Here is a 23,971-nt window from a genome sequence, read left to right as displayed (position 1 = left end):
CAAACACCCCTCCTTATTATTTTCACTGCATTAGCTTTTCGCGTCGTTATTGCTTGGGAATGCAAAGGAACTTGTTGTATCCTCAGTTTCATCTGGCCAGCGTTCAGAAATGGTTTTTGCTTTTGTAAAGAATCTCGCTTGATCTGGTCCAAACATATGCCCCTCACCAAATTTAGAGCGTTTCCATCCCCCAAAGTTGTGATAGCCAACAGGAATTGGTATTGGTACATTAACCCCTACCATGCCAACTTCTATTTCTTCTTGGAATCTACGTGCTGCTGCTCCACTGCTTGTAAACATGGTTACACCATTACCAAGTTCATGGTCATTTATGAGATCAATCGCTTCTTGTAATGTATCTACACCTACTACAATACGCGCTGGTCCAAAAACCTCTTCTTTAAAGATCGTCATTTCTGGTGTCACATTGTTCAGTAGTGTTGGACCAAGATAAAAACCATTAGACGTTTCGCATACTTTTGGATGTCTACCGTCGATGACAAGATTTGCTCCTTCAGTGACTGCCCCATCGATATAACGTATAATTGTTTCCTTCGATTGTTTAGTAATGACTGGGCCAAAGTCGACATCTTGCTCTGTATATGGCCCTACCTTAAGTTGAGATATTTTATGTTTCAATATTTCTGTAAAACGTTGTTCCGTATCCTTACCTACAACAAGTGCACCTGAAATAGCCATACAGCGCTGAGAGGCTGCACCATATGCGGCTCCTAAAAAGGCATTGGCTGTTTGTTCTAAGTTGGCATCTGGCATAACAATCATGAAATTCTTTCCACCGCCAAATGCTGCAACTCGTTTATTGTGTTTTGTTCCAGTTTGATAGATATATTCAGCAACAGGCGTTGACCCAACAAATGAAATTGCTTGAATCTCTTTGTTTTCTAATAGTTCATCGACTGCCTCTTTATCTCCATTAACCACTGTCCAAATACCATCTGGAAGTCCTGCCTCTTTCCATAATTGGCTTAAATATAAGGCAGAAATAGGAACGCGCTCAGACGGCTTTAATATAACGGCATTCCCTACAGCAACTGCCATACTTGTAATAGCAAGTGGTACCATAACAGGGAAATTAAATGGTGCAATGGTTGCTACTACGCCGAGTGGCGATTTGGCAGAAAAAGCATTAATATTTCCACCTACATTGACGGAATACTCCCCTTTTAGCATTTGGGGTGCACTGATTGCCATATCAACTGATTCAATACCACGAACAATCTCACCTTTTGCATCTTCCCTTGTTTTACCACTTTCCTGACAAATCATATTGATTAGCTTATCCTGTCTTTCTACTAACAATTGACGGAAACGATGTAGCACTTCTACTCGTTTACCTATTGATGTCTTTTTCCATGCTGGGAAGGCCTCTTTTGCAAGCTGAATAGCATGCTTTACTTCATCTTTTGAAGCAAGAGGTACTCTTGCAATGACCTCACCTGTGGATGGGTTATACACTTCTGTGAATCGACCACTTGTACCGGCTACCTCTTCACCTTTAATAAAATGTGTTAGCGTTTTCATTTCTTGCTGAACTGTCATAATGAGACCACTCCTTCATCGTATTATTGTTCAAAATCAAACTCTTCCTTGCTGAAAATAGAGCTTGATTCATCGGCTTGTTTAACTGTCTTTTTCTTTTGCGTAAGCATATAGAAAATCATCACAACTGCAACGACAACACATGTGAATAAAATTTGCGAGCGCATAGACTCTATAAAGAACATCGCAATTAATAAAGCTGTTGTTGCTAGTATTGTGAAATACGTTAAATAAGGGAATAACCACATTTTCACCTTTAATAGCTCCGGGTTTTCCTGTTCAATCTTCCGTCGCATTTTTAATTGTGAAAAGGCAATGATTAAATAAAGAATGAGCGTTATAGCACTACAAGAACTTAGTAAAAACATAAAAACTTTATCTGGAGAAACATAATTCATAATAACTGCAATATAAGAGAAAAATGTTGCTGCTAAAATGGCATTTACAGGAGCACCTTTTTTATTTAATTTTAAAAATGCTTTTGGGGCCTCCCCTTTCTCCGCTAGAGAAAATACCATTCGTGAAGTTGCATAAAGCGCTGAATTTAAGCATGATAACACAGCTGTTAAAACAACAAAATTCATGATTTGTGCGGCAGCAGGAATCCCAATATAATCGAGAACCGCTACATAAGGACTTGTTAAAATATCTGAAGAATGCCAAGGTAAAAGTGTCACAACAACCGCTATAGAGCCGACATAGAAAATTAAAATACGCCAAGTAATGGAATTGGTTGCTTTCGTTACGGCCGCTAAAGGTTCATCTGATTCCCCAGCAGCGATAGCCACGATCTCTGTTCCCATGAAAGAAAAAATGACGATAACAACACCCATTAACACAGCACCAAAACCATTTGGTAAAAAACCACCTTGCCCTACTAAATTGGTCATGCCTACTGCATTAAAGTTTGGTGCAATGCCAAAAATAATAAATGCTCCAAGACCGAGGAACACTACTATACTTGCAACCTTAATAAGAGAGAACCAATACTCAAATTCACCAAAGGCTTTGACAGAAACAACATTTGTTAAAGTAAGTGCTACGGTTAACAACAGACTTAATAGCCATAAAGGAATCCCATCATACCAATACTGAATAATTGCTGCCGCTGCTGTTGCCTCTAATGCAATGGCAATAACCCAGAAAAACCAGTACAGCCAACCAATCATAAAGCCTGCCCATGGACCAATGGCTTCATGTGCATAGTGTGCAAACGACCCACTCGTTGGATTGACAGCCGCCATCTCACCCAGCATACGCATAACTAACACAACGATAATTCCTGCGAATATATACGATAAAATTGCCCCAGGACCAGCTAAATTAATAACCGAGCCACTTCCCATAAATAGTCCTGCACCGATTACTCCGGCAATAGCAATCATCGTCATATGCCGCTTTTTTAACCCTCTTTGTAAATGCGTTTGTTGCTCCATATCTGTCACCTCTTTTATTAGATTACTTGATCGCTTACAAAAATCTTACATGTTTCATAACGTTGAAGTAATAGACAAACTGTAAAATTCTATACATATGTTTTAAACATAATGTAAAATAGACTAAATATTCTTAAAATAAAATAATTGCTATTTTATAAGAAAATACACAACATTAAACAGAATTTATAGAAAATCATTTTAATTTAATCATGTCAAAAGGAGGAGCTAAATTGAGTCCATTTCAACTAAAAGTACTAGATGTTTTGGAAAATAAATATTTTCAAAAGGCAGAGGTTGTAGCAGGTTACGAGGGATTATCAAGGATTGTCAAATGGGTACATGTTCTTGAAATCGTGCAAGTTGATGATTTTTTGGTCGGTGAAGAACTAGTATTAACAACAGGAATTAGTCTACAGCATAGCATTGAGGATTTTGCGGCATTTGTAGAAGCCCTTATTCAAAAAAAATGTGCCGCTCTCTGTATTGAGTATGGCTCCTATATTCAAACAGTTCCTGAAGCAATCATAGCACTTGCTAACTATCATCAGTTTCCCATTATTGTTTTTCATGAGGCAGTTCCTTTTGTTCGCATTACACAGGATTTACATAGCCAAATTATCAATAAGCAATATTTACTCATTTCTTCGCTAGAATCTTACTCACAGGCATTGAACAAAAATGCAGTCTTAGGACAGAACACAGACGATATTTTGCAAAATATGTATAACGAATTAAAGACACAAATCATGTTTGCTATTAAAGAGCGAGAGCCTATCTTTTATCCTAATATGGGACACAAAAAACGGCAGCAATTAGAAACATTGCACAAATCTGCACCACAATTTAAACATGAGCCTATTTTCATCTTTGATGAACATTATGCAGACCTAACACTCTATCGAGAAGATGGGCTATTCTCAGAATTTGAATTATTAATATTAGATCGTACAGCAACGGCATTAGCGCAACTATTAATGCGGGAATTCTATATCGAGGAAAAGAAGAATATAGAGGATGCAACCATTTTAGCAGATTGGATTGATCAAAAACTTTCTAAGGAGGAAATCTTTAAATTTATTGATACACATTACTCAAGCTATCAACAATCTAGTGGAACTGTTTTTATTTTAGCCTCTCCCCATACATTGCCGAAAGCACAGGAAGATATCGTCTATAGTAAACTCTATTATCGAAATCTCTTTGAACAGCATGGCTTCATCCCATTTTTATTTGAAAGAAAGAGCTATGTTATTTTTATTTTACTTCATACAAAAGACAGCAAAGCAACTCGTGACATATTAAATAACATCTTTTCTACACTTCCTAAAACTGATTTTTATAAGAAGCAACAGACACAAGGCTTTCAAGTAGCCGTTGGGAGAGTCATTTGTAACGTAGAGGAAATTCCGAAAAGCTATCAAACAGCCATAGAAACCTTATATATTTGCCGTAAAGTACAAACTTCCTCCTTTTTTTATGATGATCTGCATTTATATCATTTAATTTATAAGCTACAAATGCAGGTGAATTTACAGGAAGTAATTTACGACTATCTTCAGCCAGTGATTGAGTACGATAAAAAATATAATAGTAAGCTACTCGAAACATTACAGGTGTATTTACAAACAAATGGCTCCAAACAACAAACAGCCAATCAGTTGTTTATTGTTCGTCAAACCCTCTATCACCGATTAAAAAAGCTTGAAGGTTTATTAGGTAAAAATTTTATGAAAGGACATAACCGCATCACACTTGAGTTTATGCTATTGGCAAATTCATTAATTGAGGATAAGGTCTAAAAAAGTAGGCACGCTCAGCAGGTTGTCTTCCCTTTTGAGCGTGCCTCTTCACTACCCTTTCACAACAACATCCTGATATAGTCCAGGTCTACGATCGTCATAAACTGGGATTCTTCCGCGTACTTCATCGACAATAGAAAAGTCTACATCAATGACCGCTACTTCTTCATCTTCAGCACCAATCCAAAGTACTTCACCCCAAGGCTGAATAATCATAGATTGCCCATTAAAGTTTTCTACCTTTTTTGAAATACGATTAACTGCGATGACAAAACATTGGTTCTCAATCGCACGAGCCTGTAGTAGCGTTTTCCAATGATCAATCCTTGGTGTCGGCCACTGTGCTGGTACAAATAATACCTTTGCTCCTTGTAAGGCGTGGGCACGTAACCATTCAGGGAAACGAATATCATAGCAAATGACACCAGCAGCCTCAATATCTCCTAAAGCAAAACGATTCATTTCATCCCCTGCTTCTAAATAAAGATGCTCGTCCATTAAACGGAAAAGATGGGCCTTACTATATTCCCCTACAAGCTCTCCATGGCAATCAAATGTATACATCGTATTATAAAATTTATCGCCTTTTTTTATTGATACGGAACCACCTACAATATGTACACCAAGTTCCTTCGCTAAGTGTGCCAAAAAGGCTTTCGTTCGCTCACCATTGACATCTGCTAAGTCAGGCAATTTCTCTAGTGCATAGCCTGTATTCCACATTTCAGGTAGCACAATGATTTCTGCACCTTGTTCTGCCGCTTCTCGAATCTTGTTTTCTGCTCGTGCAAAATTTTCTTCTACTTTGCCAAAGCCAACGTTTAATTGAATACAACCTATTTTCATATCTATTCCTCCTCTAGACAATTAACAGAAAAAGTAATACTATTTGCTTCATATTCTTCATTAATAATTATTATATTCTGAAAAAGGTGATCATGCATGGAATTCTCTAAAAAACTACAGCAACTACCTCCCCAATTTTTTGCGGCACTCGTCCAAAAAGTAAACAGTGCCCTAGAGGAGGGACGTGATGTCATCAATCTCGGGCAAGGTAATCCCGACCAACCGACGCCACCTCACATCATTCAAGCTTTACAGGAAGCAGCAGACAATCCTCAAAATCACAAATATTCGCCGTTTCGTGGTATCGCCGAATTACGCCAGGCAGCTGCCAATTTTTACAAACGGGAATATAATGTTGATATAAATCCCGACACGGAGGTAGCAATTCTTGGCGGAACAAAAATAGGTCTTGTTGAGCTACCTCTAGCCGTATTAAACCCTGGTGATACCATGCTATTACCGGACCCAGGCTATCCAGACTACTTATCAGGTGTAGTATTAGGTGATGTAAATTTTGAGGTTATGCCACTTTTTGCTGAAAATAATTTCTTACCTGATTATCATGCATTACCTAATGAAGTGAAAGAAAAAGCCAAGCTACTTTATTTAAATTACCCGAATAACCCTACAGGTGGTACAGCAACACTGGCATTTTTCGAAGAGACTGTTCGCTTTGCCAAGGAACATAATATTATCGTATCACATGATTTTGCTTATGGGGCAATAGGATTTGATGGCAATAAACCTATTAGCTTCCTACAGGCAGAGGGTGCAAAAGACATTGGTATTGAAATGTATACACTATCGAAAACCTTTAATATGGCTGGCTGGCGTATAGGCTTCGCCGTTGGTAACGCCGATATTATTGCGGCTATTAATCTCGTTCAAGATCATTTGTTTTGTAGTCAATTCCCTGCAATTCAGCAAGCAGCAGCAGTGGCACTAACAGCCTCTCAAGAATGTGCAGATGAACTAAGGGCTACTTATGAACGTCGTCGAAATGTATTAATTGAAGAAGCTCAAAGAATTGGCTGGCAAGTTACGGCTCCGAAGGGCTCCTTTTTTGCTTGGCTTCCTGTACCTGTAGGCTACACTAGTGAACAATTTGCTGATTTATTGCTAGAAAAAGCTGATATTGCAGTAGCCGCAGGCAATGGCTTCGGTCAATATGGCGAAGGGTATATACGTGTTGGCTTACTTGTCAGCGAGGAACGCTTACGTGAAGCCATTCACAGAATTGAACAATTACAATTATTTACCGCTTAATACTACTATGTCCTGTAGCATACATTCTCTACAGGGCATGCTATTTTTCGATTTTTCTTGGTAGCTCTAAACCTTGCTCTAGCGGATAAAATTGTATATGTCCTGTTTCTTCATCCAATCTACGAATATGCTGAACGCCTTGAATCTCAGCCAGTACAATGTCCGCTGTAATAACGGGATTTCTACCTTTCAGAAAGTGTCCCCCTGATACTACACCCCATTGATCACTCATCGAACCATGGAAATGTGTTTCATATCCTCCATCTCGTTTACAGACAACACCAGATCCTTGAATAAATTCGAGTGGTCCCTCTTTTTCAATGACTTCACTAAAACGGACTTTAATGTGCGATGTTTCATCAGGTACTAAATAAACAAAGCTACTTTTTTGGAAGCTCCCAATACAACTTACAATTGTAGCAGACTCTATATGATTCTCCTCACAGAGCGCCTCAATTCCTTCCATGATGTCTGTTCCCATTAGAATACGAGCACTAATAACCTTGCCAAATGAACCAATTCCATAATTTACTCTTACAGACATTGTTCTCCCTCTTTCATAACAAAAAATTATAATAATATAAAAAATTTTAAAAATATTTATTGACTTACTATACCCCATAAATTATATTAGTTCTATCGGAATTACAAAAAAATATTATAAATCTCTTATCAAGAGTAGCTGAGGGACTGGCCCTATGAAGCTCGGCAACCTCCTTTTTAAAAGGAAGGTGCTAAATCCTGCAAACGAATTTCGTTTGATAGATAAGAGAGGACATCTTTTTCATGAGCCTCTCTTAGTTTGTAAGAGAGTTTTTTTATTTTCAAAAAACCGATAAAAACATTTTGGAGGTCATTTTCATGAAAAAGAAAAATAAATTTTTAGTAGGTTTAGCAAGTCTTACATTAGTAGCAGCTCTAGCCGGTTGTGGCTCTAAAGAAGATAGTAAAGGTCAAGCTGAGGCAATCGATGAAAATAAAATCGTCGTTGGTGTCACTTCTGGCCCACACGAGCAAATTGCAGAAGTAGCAGCTAAAGTAGCAAAAGAAAAAGGCTTAGAAGTTGAGCTAAAGTCGTTTTCTGATTATGTTTTACCAAATACATCGTTAGCTGAAGGCGATCTCGATGCAAACAGCTACCAACATGAGCCTTTCTTGGACACATTTAATAAAGATCACGATACAGATTTAGTACCAGTAGGCAAAACTATTTTAAATCCAATGGGTATTTACTCTGAAAAATATAAATCATTTGATGATATTCCTGATGGTGCCACATTTGGCTTACCGAACGACCCAACAAATGGGGCCCGTGCCCTCTTTGTTTTACAAGAAGCTGGCTATATTAAGCTAAAGGATGGTGCAGACTTAACAGCCTCTATCCGTGACGTTGAAGAAAATAAAAAGAATTTACAGTTCATTGAACTAGAGGCGGCTCAAATTCCTAAACAGCTTAGTGAAGTAGATGTAGCAGCCATTAATACAAACTTCGCACTAGAAGCCGGCATTAATCCTAAAGAAGACTCTATTCTATTAGAATCTACTGACTCACCATACGTGAATTACATTGTAGTACGTGCTGAAAATGAAAACGACCCAACCATTAAAAAGTTTGTTGAGGCTTACCAATCTGAGGAAGTACGTCAATTCATTGAAGAAGAATTCAAAGGTTCTGTGATTCCTAGCTGGTAATATGCTTCTATTAGCAGAAGAATCTGCTGTATTCCTCATGAGAAAACGAGCAGATTCTCACTTTTAGAAGGACGAGAAAGGAGCAATATCGTATGATTCAATTACAAAATATATCGAAAGAATTTAAGACGAAAAAAGGGATCATTAAAGCTGTGGATGGAATCAATCTTCATGTGAAAAAGGGACAAATTCATGGGGTTATCGGCTATAGTGGTGCTGGTAAAAGTACACTTATTCGATGTGTCAATTTACTGGAACGTCCTACTTCGGGAAAAGTACTGATAGACAATGTGGACATTACAGCCCTTTCGCTAAATGAATTACGTCAAACACGACAAAAAATAGGAATGATTTTCCAACATTTTAATCTATTAAAAACTGCAACAGTTTACAACAATATTGCTGTGCCTTTAAAACTACTAGGCTATAACGACAAGGAAGTAAAAAACCGTGTAGCAAAATACGCCGAAATTGTAGGATTAACAGAGAAACTGGATAGCTATCCTAATCAACTTTCTGGTGGGCAAAAGCAACGAGTTGCTATTGCACGTGCCTTAGCACAAGAGCCAGAGATTTTACTTAGTGACGAGGCAACAAGTGCACTCGATCCTGAAACGACCGAGGCCATCCTTGAATTGTTGTTAAAAATTAACCGCGAGTTAGGCATTACGATCCTACTCATCACACATGAAATGAATGTCATTCAGAAAATATGTGATGAGGTATCTGTTCTCGAATCAGGTAAGGTCGTGGAGTTTGGTACTGCTATTGAGCTTTTTGCAAAACCGAAGCACCTTACTACTAGAAAGTTTTTAAATACAATTTCTCAGCGTAATTTATCCCCTTCACTCATTGAGCAGTTAAACGTTTCTGGAAGTGTCATTCGTTTAACATTCCTTGGTGATAGTACGGGTAAGCCATTACTAGCAGAAGTCACGAAGGTGTACGATGTGCAACCGAATATTTTAACAGCTAATATTATTGAATTAAAAAACGGCATTGTTGGGAATATCGTGGTGCATTTACATGGAGAAACCCATATCGTCCAAAAGGCCCTAACCTATTTTACAGAAAATGGTGTTGCGGTAGAAGAATTAGGAGGCGAATTCAATGAGTAGTATTCAAAGCTTCTTTTCAGATTGGTCAGATGTCATTGGAAAATCAATTATCGAAACATTCCAAATGGTCGGAATTTCGCTACTCTTCTCCATTCTAATTGGTATTCCCTTAGGGCTATTAATCGTTTTAACACGACCAGGTCAATCCTTTGAAAATAAAATTATCTATCAGCTTTTTAATCTCATCATCAATATTATTCGTTCTGTTCCATTTATCATTTTATTATTCTTCATCTTACCATTTACCAAATTAATTGTTGGTACAACGATTGGTGTTAAAGGTGTTATAGTCCCACTAGTTGTTTATACAGCTCCTTATATTGCACGCTTAATGGAATCTGCTCTTTTAGAGGTGGATTCAGGTGTGGTAGAAGCTTATACAGCAATGGGCATAAAACGTCGCCATATTATTTGGCATGTCCTATTACGTGAAGCACGCCCATCGATTATTTTAGGCTTAACGATTGCCACAATTGGCTTAATTGGCGCTACGGCAATGGCTGGAATGGTGGGGGCAGGGGGATTAGGTGACCTTGCCTACCGTTATGGTCATTTACGCTATGAGGTTGATGTTATGTATGCCACTGTCTTTATCTTAATCATCCTTGTTCAAAGCATACAATCCATCGGCAACCGCTTTGCTGCGAAATTAAAGAAAGACTAGGAGAATGACGATGACAACTGAAATTTACGTAGAAAAAAACGGCTATATCGCAACGTTAGTGTTAAATCGCCCTGATAAACGTAATTCTTTATCGAGGGCGATGTTTAAGGCCATAGTAGACCAGCTTGAGCAGTTACGTACAGATCCTTCTATTAAGCTATTAATTGTTCGCGGTATCAATGAAGTTGCCTTTTCATCAGGTGCAGATATTAGTGAGTTTTTAGATATTCGTTATGCTGCTGACAATGCCAAAGCCTATAACGATATAGCTTTAAAAGCCATTGATGCCCTTTATAAATTTCCGCACCCTACCATTGCAATGATTCAGGGCTTAGCGATTGGCGGTGGCTTAGAGTTAGCAAACGCATGTGATTTTAGATTGGCCACACCGAATAGTAAGCTTGGTATTACGGCAGCCAATATTGGTATTGTCTATAATCTTGAAAGCACTAAACGCTTAATCAATATTGTGGGTGTCGCCAAGGCAAAGGAAATTTTATATACAGCCAACATATTTACAGCGGAAGAAGGAAAAAGCATTGGTTTAATCACAGCCTTACATGAGCCAGAGGATATTGAAAATGCCACATTGCATTTTGCAGAGCATCTATTAAGTAAATCATCCGTTGCAAATGCAGGCATTAAAAAAATCATTCAGGCGATTGTAGATGGTGAAAACGAAGAGAACGAAGAACTGGCCCAAACCGTTCTTAATTCATTTAGTTCAGACGATTATAACGAAGGCATTCAAGCCTTTTTACACAAAAGAAAGCCTATTTTCAATAAATAAGTGAGGTAGTTACGATGACAAACACGACTGATGGCGATCTACTGTTAAAGAATATTACTGCACAAGCCCCCTTTCCCATTTGCTTTGCTGACCTAGAAAAGGCTGTTGCAGAAAAAATAGCAGCTGGACCCTTCGGCTATATACGTTCAGGTGCTGGGGGTGAACAAACTTTACACAACAATCGTGCAGCGTTTAAAAAATACTCCATTGTACCCCGCTTTTTAAATGATGTCTCTAATGTTGATACGTCGATTCATTTGTTTGGTAAAACCTATCCAACTCCATTGCTTTTTGCTCCAGTTGGCATGAATGGTATGGTTCACGATGAGGGAGAGCTTGCCGTTGTCCGTGCTGCCCAACATTTAAATATTCCATATATTCAAAGTACAGTTTCCACTTATGCGCTTGAGGAAGTTGCCGAAGCTGCTCCAACAGCAACAAAATGGTTCCAATTGTATTGGTCTACAAATGAGGCAATTGCGTATAGTATGGCTGCACGAGCAGAGGCAGCTGGATTTGAAGCAATCGTTTTAACGATTGATACGGTAATGCTTGGCTGGCGAGAAGAAGATGTGCGCAACCAATTTTCACCACTAAAGCTAGGCTATGCAAAAGGAAATTATATGAATGATCCTGTTTTTACTGCCTCATTGCCTGATGATTCATTTGAGTCCTATGTACAGGGGGTTCTGCAAAATGTCTTCCACCCCACACTCAATTGGGAACATGTTCGAGAGTTAAAGCGACGCACTAATCTTCCAATATTATTGAAAGGAATTTTACATGCTGAAGATGCAAGGTTAGCAATCGACAATGGCATCGATGGCATCATTGTTTCCAACCATGGTGGTCGTCAACTAGATGGTGTGATCGGTTCTCTGGATGCCCTTCCTGCTATTGTGGAGACAGTAAATGGACAAATTCCGATTATTTTAGATAGCGGTGTGTACCGTGGTATGGACGCACTAAAAGCACTTGCTTTAGGTGCAGATGCTGTTGCGATTGGACGTCCATTTGTTTATGGACTAGCTCTTAATGGACAACAAGGTGTCGAGAAAGTGATGACCAATCTTTATGATGAGCTAAAGGTTTCCATCGCGTTAGCTGGTGTGACCTCAGTCAAGGGGTTACGTAACATCACATTAGTCAAAATTGATGGGACTGAAGATAAATGAAACAGGCATTAAAGGGAATAAGAGTTGTTGATTTATCCCAAGTATTAGCTGGTCCTTATTGCACAATGGTCCTAGCAGATATGGGCGCGGAAGTAATCAAAATCGAAAAATATCCTAATGGCGACGATACACGTACAATGGGTCCTTTTATTAGTGAAGAAAGCCATATGTATATGATGGTCAATCGCAATAAAAAAGGCGTTTGTATCAATTTAAAAACGGCTGAGGGACTAGCATTATTCAAAGAGCTTATTCAATCTGTAGATGTCCTTGTAGAAAACTATCGACCTGGTGTCACGAAAAAGCTTGGCATTGATTATGACACTTTAAAGAACATCAACCCTGGCCTTATTTATTGCTCCATTTCAGGTTATGGTCAAACAGGTCCTTATAGCCAAAAAGGTGGCTATGACATTATGGCCCAAGGATTAAGTGGCTTAATGCATATGACTGGCGAAGCGGAAGGCCGACCTGTAAAAGTAGGCTTTGCCGTCAATGATATTGCTGCTGCTCAAACAGCATTACAATCGATTTTGATGGCTTATATTTATAAGCTGCGCAGTGGTGAGGGGCAATATATAGATGTCTCTTTAGTAGAGTCCGGACTTGCATGGACTGTTTGGGAGGCGGCTGCTTACTTTGGACAAGGCGTGTTACCCGAACGGACAGGCACTGCTCATCGTGTTTCGGCTCCTTATCAAGGCTTCAAAACACAGGATGACTATATTTTAGTAGGTGCAGGTAATCAAAAGCTGTGGGAGATTTTTGCGACTAAGGTTGTCAACCGACCTGATTGGTTAAACAATCCTCTCTTTGCTACTAACTATTCTCGTGCTCAACATGTGAAAGTACTAGAGAAAGAAATTGAGAGCGAATTAGTGAAGCATAAAGCGACTTACTGGCTAGCACTTTTAGATAAACATGGTGTACCTTCAAGTCCTATCTACTCCTATGATCAAACATTGAATGATCCACATATTTTAGAGCGAGGCATGGTCTTGTCCTATGACCATCCAACTGCAGGACCAATGCGTACATTAGGCTTCCCAGCTAAGTTCTCACAAACACCTGGTCAGCTAACAAGTGCAGCTCCTACTTTAGGACAACATAATGAAGAAATATTACGAGCTTTGAATATTACCGATGAAGACATGCAACAGTTAAGAGCAGCAAAAATTATTGGCTCGAAATAAAGTGATTTCTCATTTTTACCATCTGTCCAGTTAAACTGATAAAAAAAGGCTTCCCCATCTCAGAGGAAGCCTTTTTCTTATTGAATAACGCCTAACTCACGACCAACTTTTTCATATATTGCAATCGCATCATCAAGCATTTCTTTTGTATGTGCAGCTGTTGGCATATTACGAACACGTCCTGTACCTTTAGGAACAGTTGGGAAGACAATTGATTTTGCATAAACGCCCTCTTCGAATAAACGTTTTGAAAACTCCTGTGTCAGCTTTTCATCCCCAATGATACAAGGTGTAATTGGTGTTTCAGACTCACCGATATTAAAGCCAAGCTTCTCTAAACCGGCCTTTAAATAGTTACCATTATCCCAAAGCTTATCGTGAAGCTCAGTGGAATCAATTAGCATTTGTACAGCTGCTGTAATCGCTGCTACATCGCCTGGCGGTAATGCTGTAGAAAATAAAAATGGACGTGAGCGTACTTTTAACCAATCAATTAAATTTTTCTTACCCGCAACATAGCCACCCACAACACCAATGGCTTTTGACAGTGTACCAATTTGGAAGTCGATTTCTTTTTCTAATCCAAAATGCTTCACAGTTCCTTTCCCTTTTCCTGTTACACCTGAACCGTGGGCATCATCGACATACGTAATTAAATCAAATTCCTTAGCAATTTCCACAATTTCAGGTAATTTAGCAATATCACCATCCATTGAGAAGACACCATCTGTAATGACCATAATCTTATTGTATAATCCTGATTCTTTCGCCGCTTTTGCCTTAGCACGTAAATCATCCATATCAGAGTGATTAAACGCGATGATTTTTGCCTTTGATAAGCGACAACCATCGATAATAGATGCATGGTTTAATTGATCAGAAAGAATTGCATCATTTTTATCCATGACAGCTGAAATGGCTGCCATATTACAATTAAAGCCTGATTGATAGGAAATAGCCGCTTCTGTTCCTTTAAATTCAGCAAGCTTTTCTTCTAATTTAACGTGTAGATCAAGTGTCCCGTTGATTGTACGAACAGCACCTGCTCCAACACCGTATTGTTCAATTGTCTCTTTGGCAATACGCTTTAATTCTTCATTAGTTGCTAATCCAAGATAGTTGTTAGAGGATAAGTTAACAAGATTTTTGCCACGAACCTGAATAATTGGGCCATTTGCGCCCTCTACTGGATCAATTTCATTGTATAAGCCTTGTTCATGTAAGGCTTGTAGGTTTTCATCTAAAAATGCATTCAATACTTTTGACAAGCGTATCATCCTTTCCTAGGAAAACTGTTCTAGCTCCTAGTTTAGCACATGCAAGCCATTAGCTAAATTACTTTGTTAATCTTTCGAATAGTGGCGCTGTTCTCTCACGCCATAATGATGCTGATAGACAATTATCAAATAGCCGGCGAACAGTATATTCTGCTTCTGCATACCGCTTTGAATGCCCCATCGCATCCTGTATCGCTTCTTTATATTGGGTACGTACTAAATCAATGGCCGTTTCAGCCTCATCAGAAAGTGCACAATGTTGCCCAATATCAAAGATTTTATCCCCTAATCGACCATCCTCTGGATTAAAGACATGGGGCTCTGTACTATCAAAGATACAAAAATTCAATTCTGGAATAATGACCATATCTACTGATCCTGCATCCAAACCACACCAGACGATTTGTGCATCAAGTCCCCTCGCATTCGCTTCATCAGCTAAGCTCTTCATTAATGAAGATTTACCTGTACCAGGCTTGCCTTTAATCATCAATCTAGTCGTGATGCCCTTTGTAATACTTTCAACTGTATTTTCGGCACCTCTAGGAGTTAATGTTCCAAGTAAACGATGTGTCCTCATGCCTGTTTTATTTAAGACAATGGATTGGAATACCTCTGTCTTTAAATTTTCCACTTGTTCATTCAATGCCTGCCAATTCATACAGCTTTGCGTGACAACCTCCCAATCATCATGAAGCTTGATTGCATGATTTAGCTTTGCAATACATTTATCACGCCATGTTGCTCGCTCCTCCATTGCCGTAGCTAGCTGTTCACCAACCTTTTCAAGCTGCACATCCTCTAAACAATCATAAAAGGATAATACACGATGCTTTGTACCGAGCAGCGTTGGCTCAATGTTCCATTCAGAGGCCCATACAAAAAGTCTATTACAGCCCTTTACATAAACGGCTTCAACAACCTCCTCTAATAAAGCGTGCTTAAACCACTCGACTGCAAAGCCTTGTTTAACATAAAAATAACCTAGCTCTTTTAACAGTTCTGACCCTTTAAAAGTTGGCGCGCCTTGCAAAAAATAAACAAGCTCCGCTTCTTCCATCATCTCTTTATATAAATGTTTCACACCTTGCCCAGTCAATGCGTGTCCAAAATAATATGTTACATTTCCATTCAAATGTCGTTCCTCCTTTAGCTTCTGCCCTGCATTATATGAAAGAACGCTAAAAAAGATGAAAAGCTACTCTTCTCCCTGACAGATAAAAGTAGCTTCTTAATTTAATAGAATGGCTTCATACCCTCTATATTCCCAATACATTTCATTAAAAGCTTACGACAATATGGTAATGAATACTGCACAATATAGCCTGAAGTTAAAGCAATTAATACCGTGCCCACTCCTACCGGCCCACCTAGAAGCCAGCCTACAATTGTCACCAAAACCTCGATACCCATTCTAGCTGTTTTAATGGATCCACCAAACTTTTCAACAAGGATCATCATTAAGGTATCACGTGGACCTGCCCCCATATTTGGCGCAATATACATGCCACAGCCGAAGCTTAAAACAAATAAACCAATGATAAAATATGTAATCTGAAGACTGTAAACATCTGTTGACGGCAATAGCCAGTTAAATACATCAATAAATGAGCCAATTAACAGCATATTTAACCAAGTGCCTATTTTGGGCCATTCGCGCAACACAATAGATGTTGAAGCAACTATAAAAAGTCCTGTTAAAATTGACCATGTCCCAATACTTAGCCCAAAGTTTTGAAATAATCCAACATGCAAGACATCCCAAGGGCTTGTACCAACAATTTTCCCTTTTATGGACATTGTGATGCCAAGTGACATTACAATTAAGCCTCCAATAAAGAATGCCCAACGCCACCCCATTATTTTCCGCATTTCGTCCCCTTCTCTCTATGTATGATATTGCACTACTGTATCATATTTTCTATGAAAATAGAGAGTTCTTGCTTATGCTACAGTATTAATCATACATAAAAATAACTACCCATTTTCTTACGCATGGGTAGTTGTAATTGGAGCAAGCTGCGCCTTTGTAACAGTTATTAAATCCTCTAACTGAACATGGATTTGCATGCCTATTTTCCCTGCACTCACAATAATACTACCTTGCTCTTGTGCGGAATCGTCAATGACTGTTGGGTATAATTTCTTCATTCCTACTGGGGAACATCCACCACGAACATAGCCGGTATAGCCAAGTAAATCTTTTACTGCGAGCATTTCGATTTTCTTTTCCCCAACTACCTTTGCAGCAGCTTTTAAATCCAGCTCTTCAGCCACTGGAATGACAAATACAAAAAGCTTTTGTGCGCTTGCCTTTGCTACTAGTGTTTTAAACACACGAGCAACAGGCTGACCAATTTTCTCAGCAACAGAGACACCATCAACCTGACCGTCTCCAATTTCATATTCAATCACATCGAAATGGATTTTTTGTTGTTCTAATAATCGAATTGCGTTTGTTTTCGCATGCTTTGCCTTTGCCATGTCAATAATCTCCTATCTACAGCATCAGGCTATCAAAGAGAACATATGATCCTTATCTGGACGATAGCCATTTTTCGTCATTTGAACGTGAGCTACATATTTTTCTGAGGCCTGTTTGAATGTTCTCAACTTAAATGCAATCTCATAGTTCTTACCGAAAATTGTATCTGCAAATGGGTCCAAATTCAATTCCTTGGAGAAACGTTCAGGAACCTTTACCTCAATCATGTCACGTACAAAAGATGGCTCACCTTCTTCTATTATGTCATCTGCAGAATGCGAATTATTTAACATTTGCTGTATTTGTGCGTTGACACTTTGTACCACACGTAAATCTTGCGGTGAAGGCTCTGTTGGTGCTAATGCTGCATGTCGTACCTGTTCTAAAATTTGTAATGTGTCATTTTGCTCTAGATTGGATACAGCAGAAGAATCAATGTTATCAGTAGTCCCTGCTTTATAGGCATGCTCATGTGCACGTACATAAGCTTCGGTTTGTTGTAGATCTTCCATTATTGCTTGCTGTTGAGGCGTTACTTCTTTTGCCTTTTCTTGTTGTTGCTCATATAAGTCTTGATCTGTACGCCCTAAAAGTAAATTTTCAAGCTCCAGCAATAATGGATTTTTCTTTGGCTGAAAATACATGGCATTTTTTCGATAGGCGTCTCCAGCCTCTTTTCGTTGCAAGATCTTTTTACGATTATATTGCGATGAAACTCTGTCTTGCTCCATAGAATTCAATATTTTCATAGTTTTCACCTCGCCCTTCTATTTACATATGCCAATAAGATACTAGATATGAACATATCTTCTAACACTATATCTATACCATCTGAACAGTTTCTGTACACTCATTATCGGAATTTTCATTATTAAATTCAAGTAGAAATGACTACTAACCACCTAAAGAGATATTAATTATTTTTTTCATTAGGTATAAAGACCTTCATTCATTGACAATTTTCATTTCTATTTCAGTAAAGTTTTCAACAATATAAAAAACAGCCCTTAAAAAAAGGACTGTTTTTCTCACTTTTTTGGTCTAATCAATATGCCCTTATAAGCTAAATAACCAAACCATGCACCAATTGTATTCAAAATTAAATCATCAATATCAGCAGAGCCAACCGTAAAAATAAATTGTATGGTTTCTACTGATAGACTTGCGAAAAAGCCCAAACAAATAATGACCCATGCTTTACGAAATTTCTTCGATAATAATGGCAATAAAAAGCCCATTGGAGTAAAAATTAATAAGTTACCAAGAAGATTTACGATTATGATATCCCAATTAAAATATTGAGAATAGTTTATATAGCGGAGAATCGTTTCAAAGGGAACAAAATTCGTAGTTAATCGCCAGCTACTATAATCAAACAAGCCTAAATCACCTATAGAATAATCACCCTTAAATAAAACAACTACGACATTTACTAAGCGATCAATGACTAACTTATAAAAAGCTATAAATGAATAAATACTAAATAAAATCCAACCCGTGACCTTTAATGGCAAATAATATGTATCAATGACATTTCGATATGGTAATGGGAGCTTCGCATTACCCTGAACATCCGTTATGTTGTTTTTAGACAAGCTTAACACCCACTTCCCTTTATTCCTTTTCATATTTTAATATGCTACTCTACACCATGCAAGTAGCTGAAAAAATTAACATTGAAAAAGCTGCCCCTAATAGCGGAGACAGCCCTTCAATTAAGTATATGGTTATACTGGATTTACCCCATGCTTACGCTGTGAGAATAATAAGTATTTTGACATATAAAGCTCTAAGCGATTTTCTAGTACTTTGCGTAAATCATTCGGCTCAATTACATCATCGATAATGAGCTCTGATGCTAAACGATACACATCTATTTCCTCTTGGTACTCTTTACGCTTTTCGGCAATAAAGCTTGCTTGCTCTTCTTTCGGAAGCTCTGCGATTTTATTAGCATAAACAGCATTGACCGCTGCTTCTGGCCCCATTACGGCAATTTGCGCATTAGATAATGCAATACAGCAATCTGGTTCAAATGCTGGACCTGCCATTGCGTATAAACCTGCCCCATATGCTTTACGAACAATGACCGTTAGCTTAGGAACAGTTGCTTCACTCATAGCAAAAATCATTTTTGCACCATGACGGATAATTCCTGCTTTCTCTACCTGTGTACCTATCATGAAGCCAGGAACGTCTGCTAGGAATAACAGGGGAATATTAAATGCGTCACAAAGTGAGATGAATTTTGCTGCTTTATCAGCCGAGTCATGGAATAGCACGCCTCCCTTAACGCGAGGTTGGTTAGCGATTATGCCTACTGATTGCCCATTAATTCGTGCAAGACCTGTAATTAGTTCAGGTGCAAATAATTTCTTTACCTCACAAAACGAATCTTCATCGATAATTCGATCAATTAATTTATACATATCGAAAGGAACATTTTGATTTTCAGGGATTAATTCCTCAATAGATTTATCAAATGAAGCAGGTGGTTTAGGTGTCTCTACTTTGCTTCGTTCTGCGTAGTTATTAGGGAAATAGCCTAAGTATTTACGAGCATAAGCAATAGCCTCTTGTTCTGTTTTGACAAGCACATCTCCACAGCCTGAGACTGAACAGTGCATTTTTGCGCCACCCATTGTTTCTAAATCTACTTTCTCACCAATCACCATTTCAGCCATTCGAGGAGAGCCTAAATACATTGAAGCATTGCCTTCCACCATGACAACGATATCACAAAATGCAGGAATATAAGCACCACCTGCTGCAGAAGGTCCAAACAGTAAGCAAATTTGCGGAACTTTTCCTGACAGCTTTACTTGGTTGTAGAAAATGCGACCCGCACCTCTACGTCCTGGGAACATTTCTAACTGATCTGTAATACGTGCACCTGCTGAATCAACTAAATATAATAATGGACAATTTAGCTTTTCAGCAGTTTCTTGAATACGAATCATTTTTTCAACTGTGCGTTTTCCCCAAGAGCCAGCTTTAATAGTAGAATCATTGGCTAACACACAAACTGTGCGTCCATGTATTTTACCAATACCAGTAACAACACCATCTGCCGGCAAATCTCCCGCCAAACAGTTTGCATAAAGTCCATCTTCTGATTGAAGACCATCGTCTAGTAATAGTTCAAGACGTTCACGTACAAATAGCTTGCCTTGTTGTGCATTTTTATCATGATATTTTGGTAAACCACCTGTTAAAATTTTGTCTTTCATTGTAGGTGGTGTATTTTCAGTCGAGATATTGCTCATGTTTATTCCTCCCTTTGCCCAATCAATTACACCGAAATATTTTAGTGCTTTATTTCCCTGAATATTGTGGTGTTCGCTTTTCTTGGAAAGCCAGCAAGCCCTCTAATCGGTCTTCTGTTGGTATCAATGCACTATATGCAAGTGATTCAATTTTTAATCCGGTAGCTAAATCTACCTCAACACCCTGATTGATCGCGACTTTAGCTTGCACTAAAGAAAGTGGTGCATTTTTAGCCATTTCCAGCGCAAGCTGTTGTGCCTTTTCCATTACCTCATGTCCTTCATAAACATGCTCAACAATACCGTAATTTTTAGCTTCTTCAGCATTCAGCCTACGTGCTGTATAAATCAATTCCTTCGCTTTACCTAGGCCAATTAAACGTGGAAGCCGTTGTGTTCCACCAGCACCTGGAATAATTCCGAGAGAGGTTTCAGTTAGACCTAGCTGGACATGTGTAGCGGCAATACGTAAATCACAAGCTAATGCCAACTCTAGACCACCTCCAAAAGCTACGCCATTAAGCACTGCTATGACAGGCTGTGCAAGTGTCTCAACTTTTGCCACCGTCGACCCAATTAGTTGCACGATTTGCTTTACTTGGCGATCAGACATCCCTTTGCGCTCTTTTAGATCAGCGCCTGCGCAAAATGCCTTTTCCCCTTCACCTGTCAGTAAAACTACACGCACTGCAGGATCTCCATTCATTTGATCAAGTGTGTCTGACAACTCACGAAGTAACTGAACAGACATTGCATTTGCAGCTTCTGGCCTCGAAAGGGTAATAAGCCCAACACTCCCCTCCAGTAATTCAAAACGAACAAGTTGCGTCATAGTTGATTTGCACTCCTTTCATTACGGACAATGGCCATTTGCTTCGATGCAACAGCTTTTCCTAATTTCTCTTCAATATAGAGTGCTGCCTCTAGCACTTTCTGGCGATCTATTCCTGTTTCAATGCCCATCTCATCGAATAAATACAACAAATCTTCTGTAGCTACATTTCCTGAAGCTCCCTTAGCATATGGACAGCCCCCTAATCCACCAAGTGCACTATCAAACTTTGTAATCCCCATTTCTAAGGATTTCATAATATTAGCTAGTGCCGTGCCTCGTGTATCATGAAAATGCATGGCAAACTTTTCAGGTACATATCTTTTTAGTAATTCCTCTAAAAGATACTCAACCTGTGTTGGTACACCAACACCAATTGTGTCACCAAGTGATATTTCAGCCACGCCTATTTCCAGTAATTTATCCGTTACACGCAGTACCTTGTCTGGATGGATATATCCCTCATAGGGACAACCAATAACTGTTGAGATATAACCTCGAACTTTTTTCTTTGCTGCTTTTGCCCCTATAACGACTTCCTCTAATATTGGAAAGGTCTCTTCTATTGTTTTATTAATATTGCTTTGATTATGGCTCTCACTTGCAGACATGAAAATACTAACTTCATCTACTTCAGCCTGTAATGCACGTTCTAAGCCACGCATATTGGGTACAAGTGCTGCATAGGTAATATCCTTATTCCTTTTGATAGCTCGAAGAACTTCGACTGCATCCGCCAATTGAGGAATCCATTTCGGATGAACAAATGAAGTCACTTCGATGTAACTTAATCCTGTTTGACTTAATAGATTGACTAGTTGTACTTTATCTACCGTGGTAATATGTGTTTTTTCATTTTGCAAACCATCACGGGGACCCACTTCTTTGATCATGACATGCTTAGGTAGCTGCATAAAGAGGCCTCCTCTTATTCAATTTCTAAAATATCATCGTCAACGTTAATGAAATCTCCTTCATTAGCGATAATTTTTGTCACCACGCCATCCTCTTCTGCAGCAATTGGAATTTCCATTTTCATTGATTCTAAAATAGCTACATCTTGACCTGCTGTCACTTTCTCACCTTCTGTTACAACGATTTTCCACACTGTACCTGCCATGCTTGCTTTTACTGTTGCCATTGTCATTCGCTCCTCGTTATTTAGTCATGCATTCGCCCTTTCTAAGAAGCACGAATGCATTGAAATTCTATTTTGTTTCTGCTAATTGTGGTAAATAATATTGCTCTACAAATTTAGTTGTTGTATCGCCTTTTAAAAATTGATTATGTGTCACAGTTTTCAATAGCATTGGAATATTCGTTTGAATACCCTCGACTTTATATGCTTTTAATGCTTGGATTAACCTTTCACAGGCAATTTCTCTCGTTTCTCCCCACACTACTAGCTTACTTATCATTGGATCATAAAATGGTGTTACGGCTGAACCTGCTTCGACACCACATTCATGTCTAATCCCTTCACCTGTTGGTAATTCAAGCGCTGTAATAGTACCTGGCGAAGGGAAAAACGTAGAAGGATTTTCAGCGTATATACGCACCTCAATGGCATGCCCTTCTTTAGTAATACTTTCTCTCGTAAATGTTAGAGCTTGCTTAGCAGCAATTTTTAATTGCTCTTCTACTAGATCAAGCTTGGTAATTTCCTCTGTTACGGGATGCTCTACTTGTAATCTTGTATTCATTTCTAAGAAGTAAAAGTTTTGATTTTCATCTACCAAGTACTCTATTGTTCCAGCATTGACATAGCCAATATGCTTTGCAGCCTTAATTGATGCTTCAAGCATTTTTTCTCTAGTCTCTTGAGAAATAAACGGTGATGGCGCTTCTTCTACAACTTTTTGATTTCTACGTTGAATAGAGCATTCACGTTCAAATAAAGGAACGACATTACCTTGATGATCTGCGATAATTTGCACTTCTACATGATGAGGATTGGCGATAAATCGTTCCATATACATTGTGCCATCACCGAAAAATGACTGAGCACGCTTTTGATTTCCCTCAAAAGCCTTGGCTAGTTCCTCAGCATTGTCAACAAGCTGCATACCGATACCGCCACCTCCAGCCGAGGCCTTTAACATAATTGGATAACCTAAACGCTCGGCGATATTAGTAGCTTCTGCTACATCTTTGACAGGATGTTCTACTCCCTCTACAATAGGCACACCAGCAGCTTTCATCGTTTTACGAGCCTCTAATTTACTGCCCATTGAAGCTATTACATCAGCACTTGGTCCAATAAATACTAAACCTGCCTCTGTGCATCGCTTCGCAAACTCTGCATTTTCTGATAGTAGACCATATCCAGGATGAACGGCCTCTACGCCACTTTCTTTTGCGATTTCAAGAATACGGTCAATATTTAAATAGCTCTGTGCAACAGGTGGTTTTCCAACACAGTAAGCCTCATTTGCATCCTTTACATGCAAACTTTCTGCATCTGCCTCGGAATATATAGCAACCGTATGAATATTTAGGCGCTTACATGTCCTAATCACACGTCTAGCAATCTCCCCACGATTGGCAATTAATATTTTGTTGAACATAT

At 38.8% G+C, this 23,971-nt stretch carries 23 protein-coding genes and 1 riboswitch; of the genes, 8 read left to right on the top strand and 15 right to left on the bottom strand.

Annotated elements, in window-relative coordinates; genetic code table 11:
* Window positions 1-30: 30 nt before the first annotated feature.
* Together RT445_RS00360 and RT445_RS00355 are read right to left on the bottom strand one after the other, a co-directional pair.
* On the bottom strand, window positions 31-1,560 hold the full coding sequence (locus RT445_RS00360; RefSeq protein ID WP_274795479.1) for a CoA-acylating methylmalonate-semialdehyde dehydrogenase: 1,530 nt from the start codon (window positions 1,558-1,560) through the stop codon (window positions 31-33).
* 23 nt (window positions 1,561-1,583) lie between these two features.
* Window positions 1,584-2,996 (bottom strand): amino acid permease, encoded by a 1,413-nt coding sequence (locus tag RT445_RS00355; protein ID WP_274795478.1) that lies wholly within the window; start codon window positions 2,994-2,996, stop codon window positions 1,584-1,586.
* Between the two features lie 233 nt (window positions 2,997-3,229).
* Here RT445_RS00355 and RT445_RS00350 point away from each other — a divergent pair, with 233 nt between their 5' ends.
* A complete protein-coding gene (locus RT445_RS00350; RefSeq protein WP_274795477.1) occupies window positions 3,230-4,798 on the top strand; it encodes a PucR family transcriptional regulator in 1,569 nt (522 codons plus the stop codon).
* Between the two features lie 51 nt (window positions 4,799-4,849).
* Here the strand turns inward: RT445_RS00350 and RT445_RS00345 are convergent, their stop codons facing one another.
* A complete protein-coding gene (locus RT445_RS00345) occupies window positions 4,850-5,644 on the bottom strand; it encodes a carbon-nitrogen family hydrolase (protein ID WP_274795475.1) in 795 nt (264 codons plus the stop codon).
* Window positions 5,645-5,740: 96 nt separating this feature from the next.
* Between RT445_RS00345 and RT445_RS00340 the strand changes: the two genes are divergently transcribed.
* Complete coding sequence (locus RT445_RS00340; protein ID WP_274795474.1) at window positions 5,741-6,910, top strand: pyridoxal phosphate-dependent aminotransferase; 1,170 nt, start codon at window positions 5,741-5,743, stop codon at window positions 6,908-6,910.
* A 40-nt stretch (window positions 6,911-6,950) separates the two neighbouring features.
* Here the strand turns inward: RT445_RS00340 and RT445_RS00335 are convergent, their stop codons facing one another.
* Window positions 6,951-7,454, bottom strand: coding sequence for a PPC domain-containing DNA-binding protein (locus RT445_RS00335; protein WP_274795473.1), 504 nt, complete (start codon window positions 7,452-7,454; stop codon window positions 6,951-6,953).
* Between the two features lie 122 nt (window positions 7,455-7,576).
* Window positions 7,577-7,682, top strand: a riboswitch (SAM riboswitch).
* A gap of 89 nt (window positions 7,683-7,771) precedes the next feature.
* Here RT445_RS00335 and RT445_RS00330 point away from each other — a divergent pair.
* From RT445_RS00330 to RT445_RS00305, 6 genes are all read left to right on the top strand, one after another.
* Window positions 7,772-8,602 (top strand): MetQ/NlpA family ABC transporter substrate-binding protein, encoded by an 831-nt coding sequence (locus RT445_RS00330; RefSeq protein ID WP_274795472.1) that lies wholly within the window; start codon window positions 7,772-7,774, stop codon window positions 8,600-8,602.
* A gap of 92 nt (window positions 8,603-8,694) precedes the next feature.
* Window positions 8,695-9,720, top strand: coding sequence for a methionine ABC transporter ATP-binding protein (locus tag RT445_RS00325; protein ID WP_274795471.1), 1,026 nt, complete (start codon window positions 8,695-8,697; stop codon window positions 9,718-9,720).
* Window positions 9,713-10,384: a methionine ABC transporter permease gene (locus RT445_RS00320; protein ID WP_274795470.1), complete on the top strand. Its 672-nt coding sequence runs from the start codon at window positions 9,713-9,715 to the stop codon at window positions 10,382-10,384. Before RT445_RS00325 ends, RT445_RS00320 begins: the two co-directional genes overlap by 8 nt.
* Before the next feature lie 10 nt (window positions 10,385-10,394).
* Window positions 10,395-11,174 carry an enoyl-CoA hydratase/isomerase family protein gene (locus RT445_RS00315; RefSeq protein WP_274795469.1) on the top strand — a complete coding sequence of 260 codons (780 nt, stop codon included), beginning with the start codon at window positions 10,395-10,397 and terminating at the stop codon, window positions 11,172-11,174.
* Window positions 11,175-11,188: 14 nt separating this feature from the next.
* Window positions 11,189-12,349 carry an alpha-hydroxy acid oxidase gene (locus RT445_RS00310; protein ID WP_274795468.1) on the top strand — a complete coding sequence of 387 codons (1,161 nt, stop codon included), beginning with the start codon at window positions 11,189-11,191 and terminating at the stop codon, window positions 12,347-12,349.
* Window positions 12,346-13,542 (top strand): CaiB/BaiF CoA transferase family protein, encoded by a 1,197-nt coding sequence (locus tag RT445_RS00305; RefSeq protein WP_274795467.1) that lies wholly within the window; start codon window positions 12,346-12,348, stop codon window positions 13,540-13,542. The genes RT445_RS00310 and RT445_RS00305 overlap by 4 nt, the downstream gene beginning before the upstream one ends.
* A 77-nt stretch (window positions 13,543-13,619) precedes the next feature.
* Here the strand turns inward: RT445_RS00305 and RT445_RS00300 are convergent, their stop codons facing one another.
* The 11 genes from RT445_RS00300 to RT445_RS00250 all read right to left on the bottom strand — a co-directional run bounded on the left by RT445_RS00300 (window position 13,620) and on the right by RT445_RS00250 (window position 23,969).
* Entirely contained in the window at window positions 13,620-14,819 is a 1,200-nt protein-coding gene (locus tag RT445_RS00300; protein WP_274795466.1) for a glycine C-acetyltransferase, read from the bottom strand.
* Window positions 14,820-14,877: 58 nt separating this feature from the next.
* The gene (locus RT445_RS00295; protein WP_274795465.1) at window positions 14,878-15,954 is read right to left on the bottom strand and encodes a nucleotide kinase; all 1,077 of its coding nucleotides are present in this window, start codon (window positions 15,952-15,954) and stop codon (window positions 14,878-14,880) included.
* A gap of 101 nt (window positions 15,955-16,055) precedes the next feature.
* Window positions 16,056-16,691, bottom strand: coding sequence for a YczE/YyaS/YitT family protein (locus RT445_RS00290; RefSeq protein ID WP_274795464.1), 636 nt, complete (start codon window positions 16,689-16,691; stop codon window positions 16,056-16,058).
* A 117-nt stretch (window positions 16,692-16,808) separates the two neighbouring features.
* On the bottom strand, window positions 16,809-17,303 hold the full coding sequence (gene ybaK, locus RT445_RS00285) for a Cys-tRNA(Pro) deacylase (protein WP_274795463.1): 495 nt from the start codon (window positions 17,301-17,303) through the stop codon (window positions 16,809-16,811).
* A gap of 24 nt (window positions 17,304-17,327) precedes the next feature.
* On the bottom strand, window positions 17,328-18,053 hold the full coding sequence (locus tag RT445_RS00280) for a hypothetical protein (protein WP_274795462.1): 726 nt from the start codon (window positions 18,051-18,053) through the stop codon (window positions 17,328-17,330).
* A gap of 279 nt (window positions 18,054-18,332) precedes the next feature.
* Window positions 18,333-18,908: a VanZ family protein gene (locus RT445_RS00275; RefSeq protein ID WP_274797259.1), complete on the bottom strand. Its 576-nt coding sequence runs from the start codon at window positions 18,906-18,908 to the stop codon at window positions 18,333-18,335.
* A 123-nt stretch (window positions 18,909-19,031) separates the two neighbouring features.
* Window positions 19,032-20,570: an acyl-CoA carboxylase subunit beta gene (locus tag RT445_RS00270; RefSeq protein WP_274795461.1), complete on the bottom strand. Its 1,539-nt coding sequence runs from the start codon at window positions 20,568-20,570 to the stop codon at window positions 19,032-19,034.
* 49 nt (window positions 20,571-20,619) lie between these two features.
* Window positions 20,620-21,402, bottom strand: coding sequence for an enoyl-CoA hydratase (locus RT445_RS00265; protein ID WP_312505046.1), 783 nt, complete (start codon window positions 21,400-21,402; stop codon window positions 20,620-20,622).
* Entirely contained in the window at window positions 21,399-22,316 is a 918-nt protein-coding gene (locus RT445_RS00260; RefSeq protein WP_274795459.1) for a hydroxymethylglutaryl-CoA lyase, read from the bottom strand. The genes RT445_RS00265 and RT445_RS00260 overlap by 4 nt, the downstream gene beginning before the upstream one ends.
* A 14-nt stretch (window positions 22,317-22,330) precedes the next feature.
* Entirely contained in the window at window positions 22,331-22,543 is a 213-nt protein-coding gene (locus RT445_RS00255; protein WP_004225532.1) for an acetyl-CoA carboxylase biotin carboxyl carrier protein subunit, read from the bottom strand.
* 67 nt (window positions 22,544-22,610) lie between these two features.
* Window positions 22,611-23,969 (bottom strand): acetyl-CoA carboxylase biotin carboxylase subunit, encoded by a 1,359-nt coding sequence (locus tag RT445_RS00250; protein WP_312505051.1) that lies wholly within the window; start codon window positions 23,967-23,969, stop codon window positions 22,611-22,613.
* Between the last annotated feature and the right edge of the window lie 2 nt (window positions 23,970-23,971).

Origin of the sequence: Lysinibacillus sp. (assembly GCF_032093475.1) — a bacterium.
Classification (GTDB): Bacteria; Bacillota; Bacilli; order Bacillales_A; family Planococcaceae; genus Lysinibacillus; species Lysinibacillus irui.
Note: the sequence above shows the minus strand (reverse complement) of the source record. Positions and strands in the feature narration are given on the sequence as shown.